This is a genomic window from Agathobaculum hominis (assembly GCF_014288055.1).
Taxonomy (GTDB): domain Bacteria; phylum Bacillota; class Clostridia; order Oscillospirales; family Butyricicoccaceae; genus Agathobaculum; species Agathobaculum hominis.
The window spans coordinates 243,645-264,388 of record NZ_JACOPK010000001.1 but is presented as its reverse complement, the minus strand read 5'-3'; the positions used below and the strand labels follow the sequence as shown (position 1 = coordinate 264,388).

At 58.4% G+C, this 20,744-nt stretch carries 18 protein-coding genes and 1 tRNA gene; 12 read left to right on the top strand and 7 right to left on the bottom strand.

Translation table 11 applies throughout. The features are described 5' to 3' along the window. Positions 1-30 precede the first annotated feature (30 nt). Both H8S02_RS01280 and H8S02_RS01275 read right to left on the bottom strand, forming a co-directional pair. Positions 31-1,029 (bottom strand): ParB/RepB/Spo0J family partition protein, encoded by a 999-nt coding sequence (locus tag H8S02_RS01280; RefSeq protein ID WP_186968875.1) that lies wholly within the window; start codon positions 1,027-1,029, stop codon positions 31-33. Next, positions 1,022-1,843, bottom strand: a complete 822-nt coding sequence (locus tag H8S02_RS01275; RefSeq protein WP_186968874.1) for a ParA family protein — start codon at positions 1,841-1,843, stop codon at positions 1,022-1,024. Before H8S02_RS01275 ends, H8S02_RS01280 begins: the two co-directional genes overlap by 8 nt. A 461-nt stretch (positions 1,844-2,304) precedes the next feature. Here H8S02_RS01275 and H8S02_RS01270 point away from each other — a divergent pair, with 461 nt between their 5' ends. The 3 genes from H8S02_RS01270 to H8S02_RS01260 all read left to right on the top strand — a co-directional run bounded on the left by H8S02_RS01270 (position 2,305) and on the right by H8S02_RS01260 (position 5,327). Then, positions 2,305-3,648 (top strand): MATE family efflux transporter, encoded by a 1,344-nt coding sequence (locus H8S02_RS01270; RefSeq protein WP_186968873.1) that lies wholly within the window; start codon positions 2,305-2,307, stop codon positions 3,646-3,648. A gap of 97 nt (positions 3,649-3,745) precedes the next feature. Beyond that, positions 3,746-3,819 (top strand) — tRNA-Gly (locus H8S02_RS01265). Between the two features lie 125 nt (positions 3,820-3,944). Continuing rightward, positions 3,945-5,327, top strand: coding sequence for an S-layer homology domain-containing protein (locus H8S02_RS01260; protein ID WP_186968872.1), 1,383 nt, complete (start codon positions 3,945-3,947; stop codon positions 5,325-5,327). A gap of 59 nt (positions 5,328-5,386) precedes the next feature. Here the strand turns inward: H8S02_RS01260 and H8S02_RS01255 are convergent, their stop codons facing one another. After that, on the bottom strand, positions 5,387-6,574 hold the full coding sequence (locus tag H8S02_RS01255; RefSeq protein ID WP_186968871.1) for a phosphodiester glycosidase family protein: 1,188 nt from the start codon (positions 6,572-6,574) through the stop codon (positions 5,387-5,389). A gap of 99 nt (positions 6,575-6,673) precedes the next feature. Next, positions 6,674-8,389: a DEAD/DEAH box helicase gene (locus H8S02_RS01250; RefSeq protein ID WP_186968870.1), complete on the bottom strand. Its 1,716-nt coding sequence runs from the start codon at positions 8,387-8,389 to the stop codon at positions 6,674-6,676. A gap of 132 nt (positions 8,390-8,521) precedes the next feature. On the opposite strand from H8S02_RS01250, the gene H8S02_RS01245 reads away from it, so the two are divergent. After that, positions 8,522-9,364: a putative manganese transporter gene (locus tag H8S02_RS01245; RefSeq protein ID WP_186968869.1), complete on the top strand. Its 843-nt coding sequence runs from the start codon at positions 8,522-8,524 to the stop codon at positions 9,362-9,364. A gap of 84 nt (positions 9,365-9,448) precedes the next feature. Here H8S02_RS01245 and H8S02_RS01240 read toward each other — a convergent pair whose 3' ends face one another. Beyond that, positions 9,449-10,060 carry a CpXC domain-containing protein gene (locus H8S02_RS01240; RefSeq protein ID WP_186968868.1) on the bottom strand — a complete coding sequence of 204 codons (612 nt, stop codon included), beginning with the start codon at positions 10,058-10,060 and terminating at the stop codon, positions 9,449-9,451. Positions 10,061-10,301: 241 nt separating this feature from the next. Between H8S02_RS01240 and H8S02_RS01235 the strand changes: the two genes are divergently transcribed. The 5 genes from H8S02_RS01235 (at position 10,302) to H8S02_RS01215 (ending at position 15,536) form a co-directional block, all read left to right on the top strand. Next, positions 10,302-10,748, top strand: a complete 447-nt coding sequence (locus tag H8S02_RS01235) for a Fur family transcriptional regulator (protein ID WP_186968867.1) — start codon at positions 10,302-10,304, stop codon at positions 10,746-10,748. Continuing rightward, entirely contained in the window at positions 10,738-11,688 is a 951-nt protein-coding gene (locus tag H8S02_RS01230) for a metal ABC transporter substrate-binding protein (protein WP_186968866.1), read from the top strand. Before H8S02_RS01235 ends, H8S02_RS01230 begins: the two co-directional genes overlap by 11 nt. A gap of 1 nt (position 11,689) precedes the next feature. After that, positions 11,690-12,433: a metal ABC transporter ATP-binding protein gene (locus H8S02_RS01225; RefSeq protein WP_118686473.1), complete on the top strand. Its 744-nt coding sequence runs from the start codon at positions 11,690-11,692 to the stop codon at positions 12,431-12,433. After that, positions 12,420-13,238, top strand: coding sequence for a metal ABC transporter permease (locus H8S02_RS01220; RefSeq protein ID WP_186968865.1), 819 nt, complete (start codon positions 12,420-12,422; stop codon positions 13,236-13,238). Before H8S02_RS01225 ends, H8S02_RS01220 begins: the two co-directional genes overlap by 14 nt. Before the next feature lie 1,005 nt (positions 13,239-14,243). Further along, positions 14,244-15,536, top strand: coding sequence for an O-acetylhomoserine aminocarboxypropyltransferase/cysteine synthase family protein (locus H8S02_RS01215; RefSeq protein ID WP_186968864.1), 1,293 nt, complete (start codon positions 14,244-14,246; stop codon positions 15,534-15,536). Positions 15,537-15,668: 132 nt separating this feature from the next. On the opposite strand, the gene H8S02_RS01210 is transcribed toward H8S02_RS01215, so the two are convergent. Then, the gene (locus H8S02_RS01210; protein ID WP_186968863.1) at positions 15,669-16,385 is read right to left on the bottom strand and encodes an NAD-dependent protein deacylase; all 717 of its coding nucleotides are present in this window, start codon (positions 16,383-16,385) and stop codon (positions 15,669-15,671) included. Between the two features lie 27 nt (positions 16,386-16,412). Further along, positions 16,413-16,934 (bottom strand): nitroreductase family protein, encoded by a 522-nt coding sequence (locus H8S02_RS01205; protein ID WP_118686477.1) that lies wholly within the window; start codon positions 16,932-16,934, stop codon positions 16,413-16,415. A 237-nt stretch (positions 16,935-17,171) separates the two neighbouring features. On the opposite strand from H8S02_RS01205, the gene H8S02_RS01200 reads away from it, so the two are divergent. From H8S02_RS01200 to H8S02_RS01190, 3 genes are all read left to right on the top strand, one after another. Next, positions 17,172-18,776, top strand: a complete 1,605-nt coding sequence (locus H8S02_RS01200) for an ABC-F family ATP-binding cassette domain-containing protein (protein WP_186968862.1) — start codon at positions 17,172-17,174, stop codon at positions 18,774-18,776. 901 nt (positions 18,777-19,677) lie between these two features. After that, positions 19,678-20,100, top strand: a complete 423-nt coding sequence (locus H8S02_RS01195; RefSeq protein WP_118722221.1) for an RrF2 family transcriptional regulator — start codon at positions 19,678-19,680, stop codon at positions 20,098-20,100. 43 nt (positions 20,101-20,143) lie between these two features. Continuing rightward, the gene (locus H8S02_RS01190) at positions 20,144-20,689 is read left to right on the top strand and encodes an NADH peroxidase (RefSeq protein ID WP_186968861.1); all 546 of its coding nucleotides are present in this window, start codon (positions 20,144-20,146) and stop codon (positions 20,687-20,689) included. Positions 20,690-20,744: the final 55 nt, after the last annotated feature.

Below are 20,744 nucleotides of genomic sequence, written 5' to 3'. Positions count from 1 at the left end.
GTGGTGCGCGTGATAATTTTTGTCTGTTTTTCATGGCTGTTCTCCATCTGCAAAGCGGTTTTGCAGAAACTCAAGGAACAAATCCTCGATATTGATATCTGGCGGTATCCGGTGCAGATACGGCTCAAACCGTTTGCGTGAAAAGCGGATGCTGTCGGTTTTCTGCTCTGAAAGCTGCTCTGCGGCAGTTTTCCATGCCTTGTCCAGTTCTTCGGCTGAAATAGACGGCGGAGGGCAGCTCTGTTTGATTTTCTTCATCACATCTACCGACAAACGGCGATGCTCTGCCTTTAACAGGTGATAGAAGCGACCCTGTGTTGTGGAATCATAATATGAAAGCGCGACTCCGCACATCATGTTCAGCTTTCGCGCGTCTATTTCGTCAAGCAGCTTTTGAATGAGATAGGTCAAACGAACGGAATAGCGCACATCGCTTACGCCGACGCCGAAAAAACAGGCGACCCGTTCGCGCGCACTCAACCTCGGGTGAAATTCGCCGGAAGTAGCACTGACCAGATCGTTCCGCTTTCCCTGGCTGCGGTAAGCATCGAGCAGCGCACGGTATGCCCAGCCGCGCTCACTGGGGAGCAGGCTCTGCCGCCGCTGCAAATTCGTAACAGTAGCAATCACAACGGCTCTGGCATTGTCAACGAATTCAATATCTGCGGTGATTTCCTTGCGCCCCAGCATTTTGCAGGCGGCAACGCGGTTATGCCCGCTGAGAATTTCATAGCCGTGTTCGGACGGCCGAACCTTGATGTTTTCGATCAGTCCGTTCTCTGCAATATCATCGGCAAGCATCTTCAAATTCTCCTGACTGTACGGCTTGAAGCCGATGTGAGAGGTGCGGAACGGGTGAAGCTGCTCAATAGGAAGCTCCATCGTCACGCGCTTCTTCTTTGCCGGTGGTGCGGCTGCACCGAACAAGGCTTCAAATGCTTCATCGACCGAATCATTGACATCGGCTGATTGGGTGGCAGATTTCGCGCTGCGCTCTTTCAGTGCGTTGGCAAGTGCTGATTTAGCCATGCTGCATGACCTCCTCAGCAACCGCGCGATAAGAAATCGCCGCCGTATTCTGCGGAGCGTACTCCAGCAGGCTGACACCGATAGCCGGGTGTTCCGCGACCTTGATGGAATAGTCTATCGGCTGCTCGAAAACGTGCATCTGCTCGCCATAACGCTCCTGTATATTCTGCCGCGAAATCTGATTGAGAATGGTGCGCGGCATGAACATCGTCAGTAGGATATCTACCTGTTTCAGTGACGGGTTGAGCGACTGCTGCACCTTATGAATGATTTCGATGGTGTCATTCAGACCGGCCGTATCGAGAAAATGCGCCTGCGTGGGAATAATGACACGGTCCGAAGCGGTAAGGGCGTTGATCATCTGCAAGTCCAGATGCGGGCTGCAATCAATCAGAATGTAGTCATAACGGGTTTTAAGCCGTTCCACAATAGTGGACAGCACTTTTTCCGGTGCTATGCCATCGTTATCATTCGGGAACATGGAGCGGGTGTTCTGCATACTGACGAGCCGCGACAGGATACCGGCCAGCTTTTTATTCGCCGGAATGAGGTGCAGATTGTCCGATGCCTGCTGAATATTGCGTTCGATGGTCTCGTTCAGCAGTTCCGGCATATCGATTGCCTGAAACATCAGGTTCGCCAGCGTACTTGGCAGAGCCGATGGTTCGTAGCCGAGCGAGAGCGTTAAGCTGCCCTGCTGGTCATTGTCAATGAGCAGGACGCGCTTGCCGTGCTCTGCCAGCGCCGCACCGATGTTGCAGGTGCTGGTGGTCTTTCCCGTGCCGCCTTTTCCGCAGCATAAACTGATTACCATAATTGCCTCCTTTTGCAAAAGGTTGAGGTATCGTCTGCAAAAGAATACAGAAGAGGAAGGATTCGCTCGCGTACCCCATTTATACCCCAAGCAGAAATTACGAAGCACATTTCATGTAGACTAAGTGGTATAAATAGTTACAAAAAACATATGATATATCATGTAATAAACATATTTGTACACAATTTAATTTCAAACCAGAATTCGAATCCCACCTTCTCCGCCACATAAAGCCGTCCGAGAGGACGGCTTTTTTGTGCTCTCCGGGCTTTTCACGCGTATATCCCCTGCTGAACCGCGGTGGCAGTGCCGTTTTGGCCGCTGCATACAGCCGCCCGTTCCGGCTGCCGCGCGGCATCGCTTTTTCTGCGCTGCTTTCAATTATTGCGCTCTTCCGGGATGGAATATGCAGTCGAAATATGATAGAATAGAGAACGAAACTCCGGGGGAGGAAAAGGATAATGTCGAAAGATGAATATTTGATCACAGATGCGCCTCTCAAGGCGCTTACAGTTTTTGCAATGCCGATGATCCTCGGCAGCTTTTTTCAGCAGGTGTACAATATGGCTGACTCCATCATCGTCGGTCAGTTTGTCGGCTCCTCTGCTCTTGCAGCGGTCGGCGCCTGCGCTGCCCTGACCAACGTTTTCATCTGCGTGGCGCTGGGAGCCGGTGTCGGCGCCGGTGTGCTCGTAAGCCGCTATTTCGGCGCCAGAGAATACGGCAAAATGAAAACCATCGTATCAACCTCCCTGCTCAGCTTTTTTGTTCTGAGCATCGTTCTCGGAGTCTTTGGCTTTGGCTTTTCCCACGCGATGATGAGCGGACTGCAAACTCCTGCCGATATACTGAAGGAGGCGGTGCTGTATCTGAGGGTCTATTTCGCAGGCTTTCCGTTCCTGTTCATGTACAACATTCTCTCAACGATGTTCACCTCCATCGGCGAATCAAAAATCCCGCTCGGACTGCTGATCTTCTCGTCCGTCCTCAATATCCTCATGGATCTCTGGATGGTAGCCGGTCTCGGTCTCGGCGTGTTCGGCGCGGCGCTTGCGACACTGATCGCGCAGGGCATTTCCGCTGTGCTGTCGCTCTTGATCTTCCTTCAGCGAATGCGGCGCTACAAGAGCGCTTTTCACCGGTTTGACGGGCAGGAGCTGTGTTCCATGCTTCAAATCGCTGTCCCGTCGGTCCTTCAGCAGTCTACCGTGTCCATCGGCATGATGATCGTGCAGGCGGTCGTCAACCCCTTCGGCACACAGGCCCTCGCGGGCTATGCGGCGACGATGCGGGTGGAGAATGTGTTTTCTCTGATTTTCGTATCCATCGGCAATGCGGTCTCGCCGTATGTTTCGCAGAACCTTGGCGCCGGAAAAAAACAGCGCATCAAGCAAGGCTATCATGCCGCACTGGTGCTGGATGTATGCTTCGCAGTCCTTGCCTTTATCGTCATCGAGGCGCTGCACACGCAGATTTCCTCGCTGTTCCTCGGGAAAGACGGGACAGCGCTGGCCTATCAGGTGTCCGGGGATTACATGAGATGGCTCGGCTGCTTCTTTATCTTTATGGGCATCAAGATGGCGACCGACGGCGTTCTTCGCGGACTCGGAATCATGCGCCCGTTTCTCGCTGCAAACATGGTGAATCTCGCGATCCGTCTGTCCGTTGCCCTGATCTGCGCGCCGCGTTTCGGCATTGCATTTGTCTGGCTCGCTGTACCGGCCGGCTGGCTCGCCAACTTTTTAATCTCCTGCGCAGCACTCCGAAGATCCTGGCCGGCTGAGAAAGCGGTGTCATCTCGATAATTCCCGGTTCGCCGTTCCGAACTGCTGCGTATATTCTTGACAGGGACGGGAAAAAACGGTATAATAATACTGCTGTCCGAGTGCTCGGACAGCAAATGCAAGGTTAGTTCATCGGTAGAACGGTCGCTTCCCAAGCCACAGAGGCGGGTTCGATTCCCGTACCTTGCTCCAGAATGTATTGAGGCTGTCGGAAGGCTATGCTTTTCCGACAGCCTCATTTTCATATTTCTGCCGCTGTTTTCTCTTTTCTATGGTATACTGTAGGCAGAAACCGTACAATAAAAGGAGGAAAACTTATGAGCAGACTTCGTTATTTTCTCGCGGCGGCGCTGGTCGCCGGAAGCATGGCCGTATGCGCGGGCGCAGCGGATACCGCAGACCGGGACGCGCTGCTCGAAGCGGCCGTGACGCATCTTCAGCAGCAGTGGCAGACGGGCAATACTTCCGCTTATGACAAAACCGATGACTATTATGCGTCGATTTATTCACTTATGCCGGAGAAAAACCTGTATGAGCTGTTTTTTTCGATAGACGTTTCACGCCATAACCACGGAATCATCAACATGCAGACCGGAAAGGTCATCGTACCGCCCGAATACGATACGGTCGAACGGCTGGAAAACGATTCCTTTCTCCTGACAAAAAGCGGACAGGAGCCGAACACGCTCGACTGCTGGTTCTCCGACACCGAGGGAAACCTCACTGTGGCGGCGTCAGGTCTTCCTGGCTCCATGATCTGCTCCGCCGGTGAGGGAATGTACATTCTCGCGTCCTACGAGAAAAAGCCGGTCCGCGACGTGATCTTCTATGAAGAGCCTACCGTTACGCAGTACGATGTGCTCCAGTACAGACTGCTCGACAGCGACATGAACGTCGTGCGCGGCGATCTGGACGGCGGCATCATGGTCACGCCTCCGACATTCCATGACGGCCTGATGGCTGTTCAGACCGGCAGCACGCTGTGGGACGGCTCGATCAAGTACGGCGCATACGGCAACGGCAAATATGGTCTGATCGATACAACCGGCAAATTCGTCAGCGCGAACGATTTTGACGGCATCCAGTGGAACTACACGCGCATCATCGGCAAACGCGGCAACAAGTTCTATCTGATCGCGCCCGACGGCGGCGAGACCGCCCTGCCGAAAAACCTGGACCAGTACAGCGCATGGACGACCGCCGAGGTGGACAGCGCCGCTGAACACGGTCTGTCCCTTGTAAACTATCACTATCCGCGTCTGGACATCACGCGCGTGGACTTCGCCGCACAGGCGGTGCAGCTGTACCGCGTGCTCACGCCGGACGGACAGGCCGCACCGGACGAAACGCCGTACAGCGACTGCGACGATGAAAACGTCCGGCTTGCCGCCGCGCTCGGTATCGTCACCGGCTACGAGGACGGCACGTTCCGCCCCTGTGCGACCATCACGCGCGAGGAGGCGGCGGCCATGCTGAACCGTCTTTACAAAATCCTCGGCGGCACACAGACCGAGGAGAGCCGCGAACGGTATGCGGATGACGCGCAGTTCGGCGCGTGGTCGCGCGACAGCATTTACGCGATGCGCGAGATCGGCATCATGAAGGGCGAGGAGAACAACGCCTTCCATCCTGCCGGCGGCTATACCGGCGAGCAGGCGCTCGTTACGATGGAGCGTCTGTACAATAAACTGCATCAATAACACAAACGGCTCCCGGTGAAGAATCTCACCGGGAGCCGTTTTCCTCTCTCTTTTTACCCTCACTTGACGAGGAATGCGTCCGGCAGGGTTCTGCCCTCTTCATTCTGCGAGAGCGTGGTCGGACTCGTGATCTCGCGGCCCTTGTAGACCATGACCGAGGACGAGCCGCCGTCCAGCATGGACGCCTGATACGCGCCGTACTCGCCCATGATCTCGCCGCAGCGCTCGATGGAAATGCCGAACGAGTGGAACTGACGGCCGTCGATGACGAGCATGAGCACCGTGCCGTCCTTGGCCTGACCGATGGCGGTGCGCGGCTGCTGATCGTTCAGACCCGTACCGGCCACAAGGTTCTGGCCGTTGATGATGAGCGCCGGATGGAACTCGACCGCGTCGCGCAGCCCGCTCGTGTCCGAGAACTCACCGACCTGAAGATGATTGCTCTCATCGAAGCCGATGATCTTCCAGCCGTTGCCGACCGCGCCCTGTATCTCGGTGCCCTCGCTCTTGAGGAAGCCGTATGGCAGACCGCCCGTGCCGTTGCCCTCGTAGTCCGCAAAGCCGGAGGCGTTGATGCCGAGCACGGCGTCATAGCGGCTGACGATCTCCGAAACGTACGAGCCGTAGTCGCCGAGGCCCTCGCAGGTGCCGACATAGACGTTTTCCGGCTTTTTGCAGAGCGCGAGCTTGCCTGCATATTCCAGTCCGAGCGCGTCCTCGCCCGTCTGTTCGACGATAAGGATGCCATGCTTTACATCGAGCGCCAGCACCGGGTCGCCCTGCCGGGTCTTGAGGCCGGTGTCGTAGCCCTTCGTGGTCGCGTCATCGATGAAATCGAACTCAAAGCCCTCGTAGCCCTGTTCCTTGATGTCCGGATTTTCGTCGAGGAAGCTCTCGAACTCGGTCTCGTCCAGCTCGCTGTACAGCTTATAGAATCTGGCCTTCGGACTGATGGCCTGCTCCTCGCCGTCCGTGTCAAGCGTGAAGTCCCAGAAGCTCTCCGCGCCGGCCTGCTTCTGGTTCATCAGATAGCGCTTGGCCATGACCTTTTCGATCATGTCGTGCGGAATAAAGCTCGTGGCGAGCCACTGGTGGGTCATCGTACCCATTGCCGTCTCAATGTACCATTCGCGCCACTTGGTCACGAAGGCATTGTCCGTATACAGCAGAAATGGATAGACGACGGTCAGACCCGTCAGCAGCAGACAGGTCAAAATCAGGGAAAAGCGGTGTTTTGCGCCGTTCATGGTCCCAAATCGTCCCTTTCGTATTTATCTCTACCGATGCCGCCGGTTCTCTCCCTCCCGGCGGCCGTTTCCTCTGTTTTTCTCAGCTGCGAAGTCCCCTTACTTCTGCTGCTGCGGCTTTTTCGGCGTGCGGCGGCGGTGGTGGCGGCGCGGCGCGGCAGGCTTTGCATCCGCCGTCTTTGCCTGCGCCTCCTGTGCCGGGTGCTTGCTGTGCGCACCGCGGCTGTTTCTGCCGCTGCGGCCGCCTCTTGCGCTCTTCTTCGGCTTGTCCTCGGCCTTATCGCCGTTCAGCAGGCGCTCACTGCGCGCGGCGAGTGCGGCCTCGACCTTGCGGCGGATGCGCTCGGAGGCCTCGTCGCTCAGCGCATAAGCGCGCGAGGGCGTGTGCGCGTCAAAGCGCGGCTCGTTCTTCTCGAAGCGTGCGTACGGGTCGCGGCGGCGGTGCGAGGAGCGGGACGCACGGGGCGCGGCCGACTTCGCCTGCTGCTCCTGCTTTTTCACCTGCTCCTTTTCGCGGCGCGGCTTTTTGCCGGATGCCGCTGCGCGCGCCGTGCGCGCCTTGCGCTTTGCCTGCTTCTCGCGCTCGGCCTCCTCGGCTACCGCTTCCGCAGACGCATTTTCGCTCGTCGTATCGCGGCGGCGGCCCGCTGCGCGGGATGCGCGGCGCTGCTTCTCGAGCTTTTCCTTATCTTTGCTCTCGTCGTGCGGAATTTCGCCCGCGACCGGAATGCGGATGCCGGTCAGCTTTTCGATATCCGCGAGGTACGGGCGCTCCGACCTGTCGCAGAACGAGATCGCCGTACCCTCCTGACCGGCGCGGCCGGTGCGGCCGATGCGGTGCACATAGGTCTCCGGGATGTTCGGCAGATCGAAGTTGATGACGAGCGGCAGCTCGCTGATGTCGATGCCGCGCGCGGCGATGTCGGTCGCCACGAGCACCGCGATCTTGCATTCCTTGAAGTCGGAAAGCGCACGCTGACGCTGGTTCTGTGACTTGTCGCCGTGAATGGAGCGCGTCAGGATACCCGCGCGGTTAAGGTCGCGCGCAACGCGGTCCGCGCCGTGCTTGGTGCGGGTAAAGACGAGCGTCTGATGCACGTTCGCCCTGCGGATGATCTCGGGCAGCAGCGTGCGCTTCTCTGCCTTCTCGACGAAATAGATCTGCTGCTCGATCTTCTCGACCGGACGCGCGGACGGCGTGACCGAGATCTTGACCGGATTTTTGAGCATGCTCTCCGCAAGGTCGGCGATCTCATTCGGGATCGTCGCGGAGAACAGCAGCGTCTGGCGCTTGGCCGGGAGCTGCTTTACGATGCGCTTGACGTCCGGGAAAAAGCCCATGTCGAGCATGCGGTCGGCCTCGTCGAGGACGAAGGTCTCGACCTTGTTCAGCTTGACGATCTTCTGACCCATGAGGTCCCACAGACGGCCCGGCGTCGCGATGAGGATGTCCGCGCCGCGCTCGATCGCCTCGACCTGCGGCACCTGCGACACACCGCCGAAGATGACCGCCGCCGTCACCGGCATATAGCGCGCATACTGGCAGACGTTCTCGTAGATCTGGAGCGCAAGCTCGCGCGTCGGGGTGAGGATGAGCGCACGGATGCCGCGGCCTGCGTCCTCGTCCAGACGCTGGATGATCGGCACAGAGAACGCGCAGGTCTTGCCCGTGCCGGTCTGTGCGCAGCCGAGCAGATCGCGCCCCTCGAGAACAGACGGGATAGACTGCTCCTGGATGGGAGTCGGCTGTTCATAGCCGGCCTCCGCAAGCGCCTTGAGGATATTCTTGTTCAGTTTCAGTTCTTTGAATTTCATAAAAATATATCGTTTCCTTCTTGAAAATCCGGCCGCACGCTGCAAATCCCGATTGCAGAAAACGGCAGGGATGTGGTATACTGAGTTCTGCCGCCGCAGAGACGGCAATCTGAATGAAGAGGTAAAAATGACATGACTGCTGTACTTTCGACCGCGCAGGATGCGTTTTTCGATGTGCTGAAAACCGTTCCCCTGCTGCTTCTCGTCTACGCACTGCTCTATTATATCGAAAACCGGCTGACCGACACGCCCGCCCTGCTCTCGCGCACGGCGCAGTTCGGACCGGCGGTCGGCGCTCTGGCCGGCAGCATTCCGCAGTGCGGCTTTTCCGCCGCTGCGAGCGCACTGTTTTCCGCCGGCTATCTCGCCCCGGCAACGCTCGTCGCAGTATTCCTCGCGACCTCGGACGAGGCCGTGCCCGTGATGCTGGCAGGCGGCGCGTCCGCGAAAAGCATCCTCGCGCTGCTCGTCGTCAAGTTCGTTCTTGCCGCACTCGGCGGCTATCTGCTGCGCTGTACCGTGTTCCGCAGGCGCGAGGTAAAGCTCGACGAGCCGCTCGAGATCGAGCTGAACGCCTGCGGCTGCGGTGAGCCGCTGCCGAACATCCTCGGCCATACGCTCAAGACCTCGCTCTTTCTGTTCGCGGTGCTGCTCGCGCTGGATCTCGTGCTGCTCGCAGTCGGCGAGGACAGGCTCGCCTCTGTTCTGCTCGGCGGCAGCATTTTTCAGCCGCTGCTGTGCGCAGTGCTCGGGCTGGTGCCGAGCTGCGCGATGAGCGTGCTTTTGAGCGAGCTTTATGTCAGCGGCACGATCAGCTTCGGCGCGCTGGTCGCCGGTCTGTCGACCGGCGCAGGCTTCGGCTATATCGTGCTCCTCGGCGAAAAGCAGGGCCGCCGCAGAGCCGCGCCGGTCATTCTGGCGACCTTCATCCTCGCCGCCGTCGGCGGTACCGTCACACAGCTGCTCTTCGGATAAACCGGCAAACGCCGGTTTATTTTTTTGCCGATAACGCTCTGTCTTTATGCGGCAAGACTGCCGCACGGCAGTCACGCGGCAGTCTTACCCCAGCTCGTGCAGCAGCTCCAGCGCCTGCTGCGCCCACTGCATGTCAATGCGCGCAAACTCGCCGCCGGGCGTATACAGGTATGCGTCCACATCCTCATGCAGACGCTGGTACGCCGCGCCGGGCATGGCGGCATACTGCTCCGCGCCGTCCGACAGGACCGCGACAAAGCGGAAATCGCCCGTGCGCTCGTCGTATTCGTGGAACAGCAGCTCGACCACATCCAGATCGCGGTTAAGCTGCGAGAACAGCAGCAGCTTCATGATCTCGATGGTGCGGTCGTCCAGACCGTGCTCGAGGATGGATATCTTCTCGCGGAAGCCGTTGAGGCTGTCCACGATGCGCAGTCTGTAGCCTGCGAGCGGGTCGAACTCCGCCTTCGGCGCCTTGTCCTGCTCCGGCCACAGCCAGACCATGAACTGGTTCGACATGTCATGATACAGACAGGGATGCACCGCGAGCGCGGTCTCCCCACAGTTTGGGCATTTGATCCGGAAGCAGGAAAGATCCTGCACCTTTGCCCGCAGCTCGGGATTTCGGTCGATATTGATATGGTCGATGACCTTATAGTCATGCTCGGCCTGACAATGCGGACAGGTAATTATCATAGTGCAGCTTCTCCTCCTTGCAGCACGGCGCGGCGAGCGGATGCCCGTTTCGCACCGCAAAGCCCAATTATCCTATAGTATACCACACCCTCCCCCTTGCAGGCAAGTGAATCGCGGGTATTTATACGTTTTTGACGAAAATGCTGTATTTCTCCCCCTTGACAAAACGCTTTGTAAAGCGTATGATATAAATCAAAATGAAAATCAGTTTCAATTTTATTCTTTTCGGAGGATACGATATATGCAGTACCATACCAGACAAAAGGACAGCATCCTCGCCCTGCTCCAGGAGCAGGAGGAGCAGTTTCTGACCGTTGATGAGATCCGCCTGCGGCTGACGCAGGACGGCATTTCGGTCGGCCAGTCCACCGTTTACCGCACCGTAGAGCGCCTTGTCGCGGACGGCGTCGTCTCCAAGGTCCCCTCCGTGGACCGCTCGAGCGCGCGCTACTGCTATGTCGGCCGCCCCGAGACCGCCGCGCACGGCAAGCTCGTCTGCCTTCAGTGCGGCGCAACCCGCCCGCTCGAATGCCATATGCTCGACGAGCTGTCGCAGCACCTCGAAGGCGCGCACGGCTTCCGCATCGAGCCCTCGCGCACCGTGCTGTACGGCCTGTGCGCCAAATGCGCCGGCGGCATCGAGCACAGTGAACACAGCTGCAAAGGAGGCTGCTGCCATGAACATTAATCGTCTTTCCGCTCTCGTGTGCGCGTGCACACTTTCGCTTTCTCTGCTCACCGGCTGCGGTACGCAGCCTGCGGACACCGCCGCGGGCGACGGCCGTCTGCGCGTGCTGACGAGCTTCTACCCCATGTACGACTTTGCCTGCAAGATCGGCGGCGACTGCATCGACGTCACTAACATGGTCCCCTCCGGCACCGAGCCGCACGACTGGGAGCCGTCCACCAACGACCTCAAAAACCTCGAAAAGGCCGACGTTTTCATCTATAACGGCGCGGATATGGAGCCGTGGGCGGACGATCTGCTCGTCAGCCGCAGCGACACGCTCCGTGTGGTCGAGGCGTCCGAGAACGTTGAGCTGCGGACGACCGACGGCGAGCATGAGCACGCCCACGAGCACGAGGACGCCGACCATCATCACGGTGATTTCGACCCGCACGTCTGGCTCGACCCCGAGAACGCCAAGATCGAGATGGAGGCGATCCGGGACGCGCTCTGCGCGGCAGATCCGGAAAACTCCACCGTTTTTCAGTCAAATTATGAAAAATACGCCGCGGAGCTCGACGCACTCGACGCAGAATTCCGCGAAAAGCTCGCGCCCCTGCCGAACCGCACCATCGTCGTTGCTCACGAGGCGTTCGGCTATCTCTGCGATGCCTACGGTCTGACGCAGGTCGGCATCGAGGGCCTGTCCCCCGACTCCGAGCCGGACCCCGGCCGCATGGCGGAGGTCATCGACTTCGTCCGTGAACACAGCATCTCGACCATCTTCTTCGAGGAGCTGGTCTCGCCCAAGGTCGCCGAGGCCATCGCGTCCGAGACCGGCGCACAGGCAAAGATGCTCAGTCCGCTCGAGGGGCTTTCCGATGAGCAGGCCGCTGCCGGAGCCGATTATTTTTCGGTCATGCACGACAACCTTGCCGCACTGATGGAGGCGCTGAACTAAAATGGAAACCAGAACCGCGATCGAGTCGCACAATCTCTCCTTCTCCTACGGCACGCTCCCCGTGCTCGAAAACGTCAGCTTTTCCGTTCCGGAAGGCTCGTATACCGCTCTGATCGGCGCGAACGGCGCCGGCAAATCCACCCTGCTCAAGCTGCTGCTCGGCGAGCTGACGCCGACGTCCGGCTCTCTTTCTCTGCTCGGCCAGCCGATCCGCTCGTTCCGCGACTGGCCGCGCATCGGCTATGTGCCGCAGGGCACGCAGGCCGGTTACGCCGACTTCCCCGCCTCGGTCAGCGAGGTCGTGAGCGCCGGCCTGTACAAGAAGATCGGTCTGTTCCGCTTCGCGAACGCCTCCCATCGAAAGGAGATCGCCCGCGCGCTCTCGCTCGTCGGCATGGACGGCTTTGAAAAGCGCCCCATCGGCGACCTGTCGGGCGGTCAGAGACAGCGCGTGCTGCTCGCGCGTGCGCTCGCCGGACAGCCGTCGCTGCTCATTCTTGACGAGCCGATGACCGGCGTAGACGCACAGAACGCCGCCGCATTCCGCGAGCTGCTGCACCGGCTCAACCGCGAGACCGGCATCACCGTCCTGCTCGTCACCCACGACATCCGCGCCGTCGCGCACGACGTGACCGGCGTGCTCCGTCTGGAGGACGGCACGGTCGACGCGCTCACGCCCGACGAGATCCTCGACGAGCTCGCGCACCATCACACCCACACAGGAGGCAGCCATGGAAATGTTTGAATATGCGTTCATGCAGCGCGCGTTTATCGTCGGCGTGCTGCTCGCGCTCATTATACCGCTCATCGGCGTGACGGTCGTACTGCGCCGCCTGTCCATGCTCGGTGATGCGCTCAGCCACACCTCGCTCGCCGGCGTCGCGGCCGGTCTGCTGCTGAATGTCAACCCGGTGTTCGGCGCGTCGGTCTTCTGCGTCGGCGCGGCGTTCGGCATTGAAGGCATCCGCCGCAGGTTCCCCCGCTACGCCGAGCTTTCCATCTCGGTCATGCTGTCGGCGGGCGTCGGTCTCGCCGGCGTGCTGTCCGGCTTCACGAAGAACGCCGCGAACTTCAACAGCTTCCTGTTCGGCTCGATCGTCGCGATCAGCGATGCGGAGCTGTACAGCGTCGCGGCGGTCAGCCTGCTCGTGCTGCTTGCGAGCGTGCTGCTCTATAAGGAGCTGTTCTCCATTGCGCTCGACGAGCGCGCCGCACGGCTCTCAGGCGTGCCGGTTAATGTCGTCTCCACGATTTTTACCATGCTCACCGCCGTCACGGTCGCGATCGCCGCGCGAACGGTCGGTGCGCTCATCGTATCGAGCATGATGGTTCTTCCCGTTGCGTGCGCGATGCAGCTTGCGAGGAGCTACCGCGGCACGGTCTGGGCCTCCATCGGCTTTGCCGAGCTGTTCACTATTTCCGGACTCGTCATTGCATACTACGGCGGACTGAAGCCCGGCGGAACCATTGTGCTGATGGGTGTTGTGTGTCTGATCGGCATACTGATCGTGAAATCCGCTGTGGAGCGGAAGCAGGCGAAAAAGGCTTGATTTTCGCCGTCGGAGGCGACGAGCGCCCTTCTTTCTTTACCCTCAGCAGAGGGTAAGCGATTCCGCCGATACAGCGGTGCGCCGCTGGAGGCGACTTTACGCTCAAGGTGAGCGTGCACAATGGCCGCCTTCGGCGGCCGGGGATGCCGGGGTCTCCCGGCAGAGACAAAAGGGGCAGGGACACCAAGGTTTCCCTGCCCCTCTTGACTCCCCGACCTTTCCTTAGGACGCGACTCCCTTCGGTCGCGCGTCTACATGCGAGGGGCCCACAGAGACGTCTAGTGCTTCAAGGGCACACCCATGATCGAAGCGGAGCTTTTCGCAGAACAAGGCGAACGCCCTGCACCGTCTGGCCGCGCACTATCATGCGCGGCAAATCACGCAAAGTAAATTCAGGGCATTACAGCCACATATAATCTGAAAAACGCACGGAACCGAGCTCCCGTAACCCCCGTTTCGCCGCGCAACCGAAGGGCGTCGCGGCGCAAAGGAGGGTTTGGGGGAGTCAAGAGGGGGCAAGGGAACCATTTGGTGCCCTTGCCCCCTTTTGTCTCCGCCGCCAGACGGCGGCATTCCCGCCGGTGAACACCGGCACTCCCGGCCGCCGAAGGCGGCCATTGTGCACGCTCACTTTGAGCGTAAATCTCGCCTCCAGCGGCGAGCCGCTGTATCGGCGGAACCGCTTACCCTCTGCTGAGGGGAAAGAGTGAAGGGCATATGCCCTTCTTTTGCTATAATCATACTAATCCGCAAGGTTTTTGAAAAAGTTTGCGAAAAGGGGTTGACAGAAGCCGCACGGTCGGGTATAATCATAGCATTCCCAGTGAAATAATATGATTTAAGGAGACGCGGTCATGCGATACTACTTCGAAAAGCTGCTGCGTGCCAATTTCCGTTGCGGACGAATGTGATCCTTTCTTGTGAGCCCACGGCCCCGGGCGGCTCGTGCACAGGACAGTAAAACAAAAAGAAAACACTTACTGAAACAAAAAGGAGAACATTATCATGGCAGAGATCAAGAACACCGCAAATTGGGCATTTGAAACCAAGCAGCTTCACATCGGTCAGGAGCAGGCGGACCCGGTAACCGACTCCCGCGCAGTTCCGATTTATCAGACCACCTCTTACGTTTTCCATAACAGCCAGCACGCAGCCGACCGTTTCGGTCTTGCCGACGCAGGCAACATCTACGGCCGTCTGACCAACTCTACGCAGGACGTTTTCGAGAAGCGCATTGCAGCTCTCGAAGGCGGCGTCGCAGCTCTGGCAACCGCCTCCGGTGCAGCAGCGATCAGCTACACCATTCAGGCGCTCGCTCAGGCAGGCGACCACATCGTAGCGCAGAAGACCATCTACGGCGGCAGCTACAACCTGCTCGCGCACACCCTGCCCCAGTTCGGCGTCGAGACCACCTTCGTTGACGCGCACAACCTCGCAGAGCTCGAGGGCGCGATCAAGGACAACACCAAGGCTGTCTACATCGAGACCCTCGGCAACCCGAACTCCGACATTCCGGACATCGAGGAGATCGCTAAGATCGCGCACAAGCACGGCCTGCCGCTTGTCATCGACAACACCTTCGGCACTCCGTACCTCATCCGTCCGATCGAGTACGGTGCTGACATCGTTGTACATTCCGCAACCAAGTTCATCGGCGGTCACGGCACAACCCTCGGCGGCGTTATCGTCGATTCCGGCAAGTTCGACTGGAAGGCTTCCGGCAAGTACGCTCCGATCGCTGACCCGAACCCGAGTTACCACGGCATCTCCTTCGCGGACGCTGTCGGCCCGGCTGCTTTCGTAACCTATATCCGCGCAATCCTTCTCCGCGACACCGGCGCTGCCATCTCTCCGTTCAACGCTTTCCTGCTCCTGCAGGGCACCGAGACGCTGTCTCTGCGCATCGAGCGCCATGTCGAGAACACCAAAAAGGTCGTTGAATTCCTCAAGAACCATCCGCAGGTCGAGCACGTTAATCATCCGTCTCTGCCGGAGCACCCGGACCACGCTCTGTACGAGAAGTACTTCCCGAACGGCGGCGCTTCCATCTTCACCTTCGACATCAAGGGCGGCAAGGACGCAGCGTTCAAGTTCATCGACAAGCTCCAGATCTTCTCTCTGCTCGCGAACGTTGCAGACGTCAAGAGCCTGGTCATCCACCCGGCTACCACCACGCACTCTCAGCTGACCGCTGAGGAGCTCGAGGATCAGGGTATCCATCAGGGCACCATCCGCCTCTCCATCGGCACCGAGAATATCAACGATATTCTGGCTGACCTTGAGCAGGCATTCAACTAAAAATCAAGTCTCCCTCCGGGGCAGAGCAAAAGGGACAGGATGCCGCATGGCTCCTGTCCCTTTTCATTTCCGCAAACAGAAAAAGGAGAGCGCAGTCTTGAACGATGCGCTCTCCTTTTGTGCACTTTGAAACTAAAGCTGCGAGAATACCTCGCCGATCGGCGCGTGAATGACCAGATCGGCTCTGCGGTCTGCCGGAGTAGGAGACTTGTTGACGAGAACGAGCTTGTTTCCGCGATAATAGTCGATCAGACCGGCCGCCGGGTAAACCGCGAGCGACGTGCCGCCGATGATCAGCATATCCGCTCTGGAAATGTATTCAACGCTCTTGTTGATGGTATAGCTGTCGAGTCCCTCCTCATACAGAACGACATCCGGCTTGATCGTGCCGCCGCAGTCGCACTTCGGGATGCCGGTGCCGGAGGCGATCTTCTCGACCGGATACGGCCTGCGGCAGCGCATGCAGTAGTTGCGGAGCACCGAGCCATGCAGCTCGAGCACCTCCTTCGAGCCGGCCTTCTGGTGCAGTCCGTCGATGTTCTGCGTGACGACAGCGCGGCATTTTCCCTCGCGCTCCCATTCTGCGAGCTTGAGGTGCGCAGCGTTCGGCTGCGCGTCGAGCGCGAGCATTTTCGCGCGGTAGAACCGGTAGAATTCTGCGGTCTCGCTGAGGAAAAACGTGTGGCTGAGAATGGTCTCCGGCGGATACTTGTACTGCTGATTGTACAGACCGTCTACCGAACGGAAATCCGGAATGCCGCTCTCGGTCGAAACGCCTGCGCCGCCGAAAAAGACGATGTTGTCGCAGCCGTCGACCCATTCCTTGAGCTTTGCGATTTCAGAAGTCATAGAAAATTCCTTCTTTCCTTCCCGTTTTTACTTGACGATGTTGCAGACGCCTTCCCTGCGCTCGTGCGGCTGGGTCTCCTTTGCAATGTAGCCGATAGCGGCGGAGCAGGTTACGATGTGGTCCTCCGGCGTGCCGTACTCGGTCAGCAGGGCGCGGACAGCCGGTACGTCGCACTGGTCGCGCACCTGATTAATCCAGCAGGAGCCGAGGCCGAGCTCGGTCGCCGCGAGCATCAGATTTTCGATAGCGGCCGCGCCGTTGAGCAGGGCGTTGCGGTCGTCGCGCTCGCAGGAGATGTTGATGATGACCGGCGCGCCGTAGAAATTGTACTCGGGGCCGCGGTTGTCCGCCTCAGCGATAGCGCGTGCGAGCTTCAGCGTCTTTTCCGGGTTGTAAACGACCGAAAAATGCCAGTTGTATCTGCCCATGCCGGACGGCGCCCACTCAGCCGCTTCAACGATCCGGCGGATCTGCTCGACCGGCGGAAGCTCGGGCTTGAAGGCACGGGTGGAACGGCGGGATTTGATGATGTTCATAAGCTCAGACATGGAAATGACCTCCTGTTTCACGACCGGAGGAAGTCCTCCTCCGGCATGCGTCTGCGTGTTTTTGTACGATGAATACAGTATAACGCTTTCCGGGCGCGTTTTCAAGACAATATGAACAAAAATACAGAGAAACGCAGAAAAACTCTGTAAAATCACGTTGTTTTGTGCTATACTGATTAGGATTATATAATTGGAGACAAAGGCACGAAAGCCACGTCATATGGAGGAAGCTTCTACATGATCAATATCAGCGAACTGAGCCTGAACTTCAGCGGTGAGCCGCTGTTCAAGGACGTAAACCTTAAATTCACGCAGGGCAACTGCTACGGCGTCATCGGCGCGAACGGCGCCGGCAAGTCCACCTTCCTGCGCATTCTGTCGGGCGACCTCGACCCGTCCACCGGCACGGTATCCATCGCGCCCAAGACGCGCATGAGCGTGCTCAAGCAGGACCACTTTGCCTTCAACGACGAGACCGTTCTCAACACAGTGCTCGGCGGCAACGAGCGTCTGCTCGCTGTCATGCGCGAGAAGGACGCACTTTACATGAAGGACCCGTTCACCGAGGAGGACGGCAACAAGGCCGCCGAGCTCGAGGCCGAGTTCGCCGAGATGGGCGGCTGGGACGCTGAGACCGAGACCAGCCAGCTGCTCAACGGCCTTGGTCTGGACGCGGACGCCATTCTGTACACCGAGATGAAGAACCTCGGCGACGTCGAGAAGGTCAAAGTCCTGCTCGCCCGCGCGCTGTTCGGCAAGCCGGACATCCTGCTGCTCGACGAGCCGACCAACCATCTGGATATTCAGGCGATCCGCTGGCTCGAGGATTTTCTTGCGGACTTCGAGGGCACCGTCCTCGTTGTATCGCATGACCGTCACTTCCTCAACAACGTATGTACCCACATCGTCGACATCGACTACGGCAAGATCAAGCTGTATGTCGGCAACTACGAGTTCTGGTACGAGTCCTCTCAGCTCGTTCAGCGCATGATCAAGGATCAGAACCGCAAGAACGAGGAGAAGATCAAGGAGCTGCAGAACTTTATCCAGCGCTTTGCAGCGAACAAGTCCAAGTCCCGTCAGGCGACGAGCCGCCGCAAGCTGATCGACAAGCTGACCGTCGAGGAAATGCCGGCGTCCTCTCGCCGCTATCCGTGGGTCGCATTCCAGCAGGACCGCGAGGCCGGCAAGGATATTCTCGAGGTGCGCGGCATCTCCAAGACCATCGACGGCGAGAAGGTGCTCGACAACGTTTCGTTCATCGTGCGCCGCGGCGACAAGATCGCGTTCATCTCGGACAACGAGCTTGCAATGACCACGCTGTTCCAGATCCTCATGGGCGAGATGAAGCCGGACGAGGGCAGCTTCAAGTGGGGCGTTACCACCTCGCAGAGCTATTTCCCGAAGGACAACAACGAGTTCTTCGACGGCCACGAGGAGAACATGCTCGACTGGATCGCGCCGTACTCCCAGACCGATACGCTGGAGTCCACGCTGCGCGGCTTCCTCGGCCGCATGCTGTTCTCGGGCGACGATGTTTACAAGCCGGTCCGCGTGCTGTCGGGCGGCGAGAAGGTCCGCCTGATGCTCGCGCGCATGATGCTGTTCGGTTCGAACGTGCTGGTCGTCGATCAGCCGACCAACCATCTCGATCTGGAGTCCATCACGGCGGTCAATAACGGCGTGCGCGACTTCAAGGGCACGGTTCTGTTCGCGTCGCACGACCATGAGTTCGTTCAGACGATCGCGACCCGTATCATTGAAATCCGCGAGAAGGGCGTACTCGACAAGGAATGCACCTACGACGAGTTCCTCGACTTCCGCGAGACGTATAAGGGCTAAGCCCTTATTATTCCTGCCGCCGGAGGCGAAGCTTTTTTCTGCTTCACCCGAAGCAGACGGCAGGCCTTCCGCCGATACAGCGGCGCAGCCGGTGGAGGCGAGGAAGGCCCTCCCGGGACGGGGGATATTCGCCATGACATGGCGTGTGCATTGCCGCCGCCCGGCGGCGGGGGCAAGAGGGGGATAAGACACCGAATGGTTTCTTATCCCCCTCTTAACTCCCCCTCATCTTCCTTTAAGCCGCGACTCCCTGCGGTCGCGCGTCTAAATGCGAGGGGCCCACAGGGGCGTTTGCTGCTCCAAGGGCATACGCTTGATGGAAGCGGAGCTTTTCGCAGCGGAACGCCGCCGCCCTGCACTGTCTGGCCGCGCACTGTCATGCGCGGCAAATCACGCAAAGTGAATTCAGGGCATAAAAGCGTCACATAAGCGCATCGACGCACGGAACCGAGCCCCCGTAACCCCCGTTTCGCCGCACATCTCCGATGTGTCAGCGCAAAGGAAGGTTCGGGGTGTCAAGAGGGGCAAGGAAACCATTTGGTGTCCTTGCCCCTTTTGTCTCCGCCGCCAGACGGCGGCATTCCCGCCGGTGAACACCGGCTCCCCCGCCCGCCGAAGGCGGCCACTGCGCACGCTCACCCTGAGCATAAATCCCCCTCCAGCGGCACGCCGCTTTACCTAAAGCAGAAACAGCCGTTTTTCATACAAAACAAATAGACTTTCTCCCTCTTCTATGGTATACTATTCTTAAATAGTATAGTTAACAACCTATGCTATCTCTTATCATTATTGATAATTATTATCAAATAAAATTATTTATTTATTTTGATAAAAACCTATTGACATTTGTGCGGAACAGAGCTATACTATAGTTGTTCCAAGAGAGAAAGGAAGGAACAAGTTGAGAATTACACACGAGGCAGATTACGCGATTCGCGTAACCTATTGTCTGGCACTTACCGGCGGCAAGCAGTGCGCCAAGGATATTTCCGAGCTGACAGGAGTCACCCTCCGTTTCGCTCTCAAGATCCTCCGCAAGCTCACGCAGTCCGGTATCACCAAGTCCTACAAGGGCGTCGCCGGAGGCTATGAACTCAACCGCTCCCCTTCCGAAATCAGTCTGGGTGAAATCATTGAATGTATCGATGGCCCGATCGCAATCAACCATTGCCTCGCCAATGAATTTCAGTGCACCCATGTGGGAAGTCAGAATGAATGCGACTTTCACCGCGTGTTCTCGGAGATCAACCGGTCTCTGCGCGGTCAGCTCTTTGCGATAACGATGGATCGCTTCCTTCCGGCTAAGCTTTTACAGAACAAATAAATTCCAACTACCTATTCAGGACAAGAAACAGGAGGAAATCATCATGAAAAAGTTTGTATGCACCGTTTGCGGTTATGTTTACGAAGGCGAAGCAGCTCCGGCAGAGTGCCCGATCTGCCACGCACCGGCAGAGAAGTTCAAGGAGCAGTCCGCTGACAAGACCTGGGCAGCTGAGCACGTTGTAGGCGTTGCACAGGGCGCTCCGGAGGACATCATGGCTGATCTGCGCGCTAACTTCGAGGGCGAGTGCTCCGAGGTCGGCATGTATCTGGCAATGGCCCGCGTCGCACACCGCGAAGGCTACCCGGAAATCGGTCTGTACTGGGAGAAGGCTGCTTACGAGGAGGCTGAGCACGCTGCAAAGTTTGCTGAGCTGCTCGGCGAGGTCGTAACCGACTCCACCGAGAAGAACCTCCAGATGCGTGTTGACGCTGAGAACGGCGCAACCGCCGGCAAGTTCGATCTGGCTAAGCGCGCCAAGGCTCTCAACCTCGACGCTATCCACGACACTGTTCATGAGATGGCTCGCGACGAGGCTCGTCACGGCAAGGCTTTCGAGGGCCTGCTGAAGCGTTACTTCAACAAGTAAGAAAGTCTGTATATCCGCGCTGGAATATGCTGAGAGAACGGCGAAAAGCCAGTAA

Excerpts from the sequence above, each read along its gene's own strand:
- H8S02_RS01250 (WP_186968870.1), bottom strand. The coding sequence starts at position 8,389 with ATGAAATTCAAAGAACTGAAACTGAACAAGAATATCCTCAAGGCGCTT.
- H8S02_RS01200 (WP_186968862.1), top strand. The coding sequence starts at position 17,172 with ATGATCAATATCAGCGAACTGAGCCTGAACTTCAGCGGTGAGCCGCTG.
- H8S02_RS01205 (WP_118686477.1), bottom strand. The coding sequence starts at position 16,934 with ATGTCTGAGCTTATGAACATCATCAAATCCCGCCGTTCCACCCGTGCC.
- H8S02_RS01220 (WP_186968865.1), top strand. The coding sequence starts at position 12,420 with ATGGAAATGTTTGAATATGCGTTCATGCAGCGCGCGTTTATCGTCGGC.
- H8S02_RS01210 (WP_186968863.1), bottom strand. The coding sequence starts at position 16,385 with ATGACTTCTGAAATCGCAAAGCTCAAGGAATGGGTCGACGGCTGCGAC.
- H8S02_RS01190 (WP_186968861.1), top strand. The coding sequence starts at position 20,144 with ATGAAAAAGTTTGTATGCACCGTTTGCGGTTATGTTTACGAAGGCGAA.
- H8S02_RS01245 (WP_186968869.1), top strand. The coding sequence starts at position 8,522 with ATGACTGCTGTACTTTCGACCGCGCAGGATGCGTTTTTCGATGTGCTG.
- H8S02_RS01260 (WP_186968872.1), top strand. The coding sequence starts at position 3,945 with ATGAGCAGACTTCGTTATTTTCTCGCGGCGGCGCTGGTCGCCGGAAGC.
- H8S02_RS01255 (WP_186968871.1), bottom strand. The coding sequence starts at position 6,574 with ATGAACGGCGCAAAACACCGCTTTTCCCTGATTTTGACCTGTCTGCTG.
- H8S02_RS01270 (WP_186968873.1), top strand. The coding sequence starts at position 2,305 with ATGTCGAAAGATGAATATTTGATCACAGATGCGCCTCTCAAGGCGCTT.
- H8S02_RS01280 (WP_186968875.1), bottom strand. The coding sequence starts at position 1,029 with ATGGCTAAATCAGCACTTGCCAACGCACTGAAAGAGCGCAGCGCGAAA.
- H8S02_RS01225 (WP_118686473.1), top strand. The coding sequence starts at position 11,690 with ATGGAAACCAGAACCGCGATCGAGTCGCACAATCTCTCCTTCTCCTAC.
- H8S02_RS01230 (WP_186968866.1), top strand. The coding sequence starts at position 10,738 with ATGAACATTAATCGTCTTTCCGCTCTCGTGTGCGCGTGCACACTTTCG.
- H8S02_RS01275 (WP_186968874.1), bottom strand. The coding sequence starts at position 1,843 with ATGGTAATCAGTTTATGCTGCGGAAAAGGCGGCACGGGAAAGACCACC.
- H8S02_RS01215 (WP_186968864.1), top strand. The coding sequence starts at position 14,244 with ATGGCAGAGATCAAGAACACCGCAAATTGGGCATTTGAAACCAAGCAG.
- H8S02_RS01235 (WP_186968867.1), top strand. The coding sequence starts at position 10,302 with ATGCAGTACCATACCAGACAAAAGGACAGCATCCTCGCCCTGCTCCAG.
- H8S02_RS01240 (WP_186968868.1), bottom strand. The coding sequence starts at position 10,060 with ATGATAATTACCTGTCCGCATTGTCAGGCCGAGCATGACTATAAGGTC.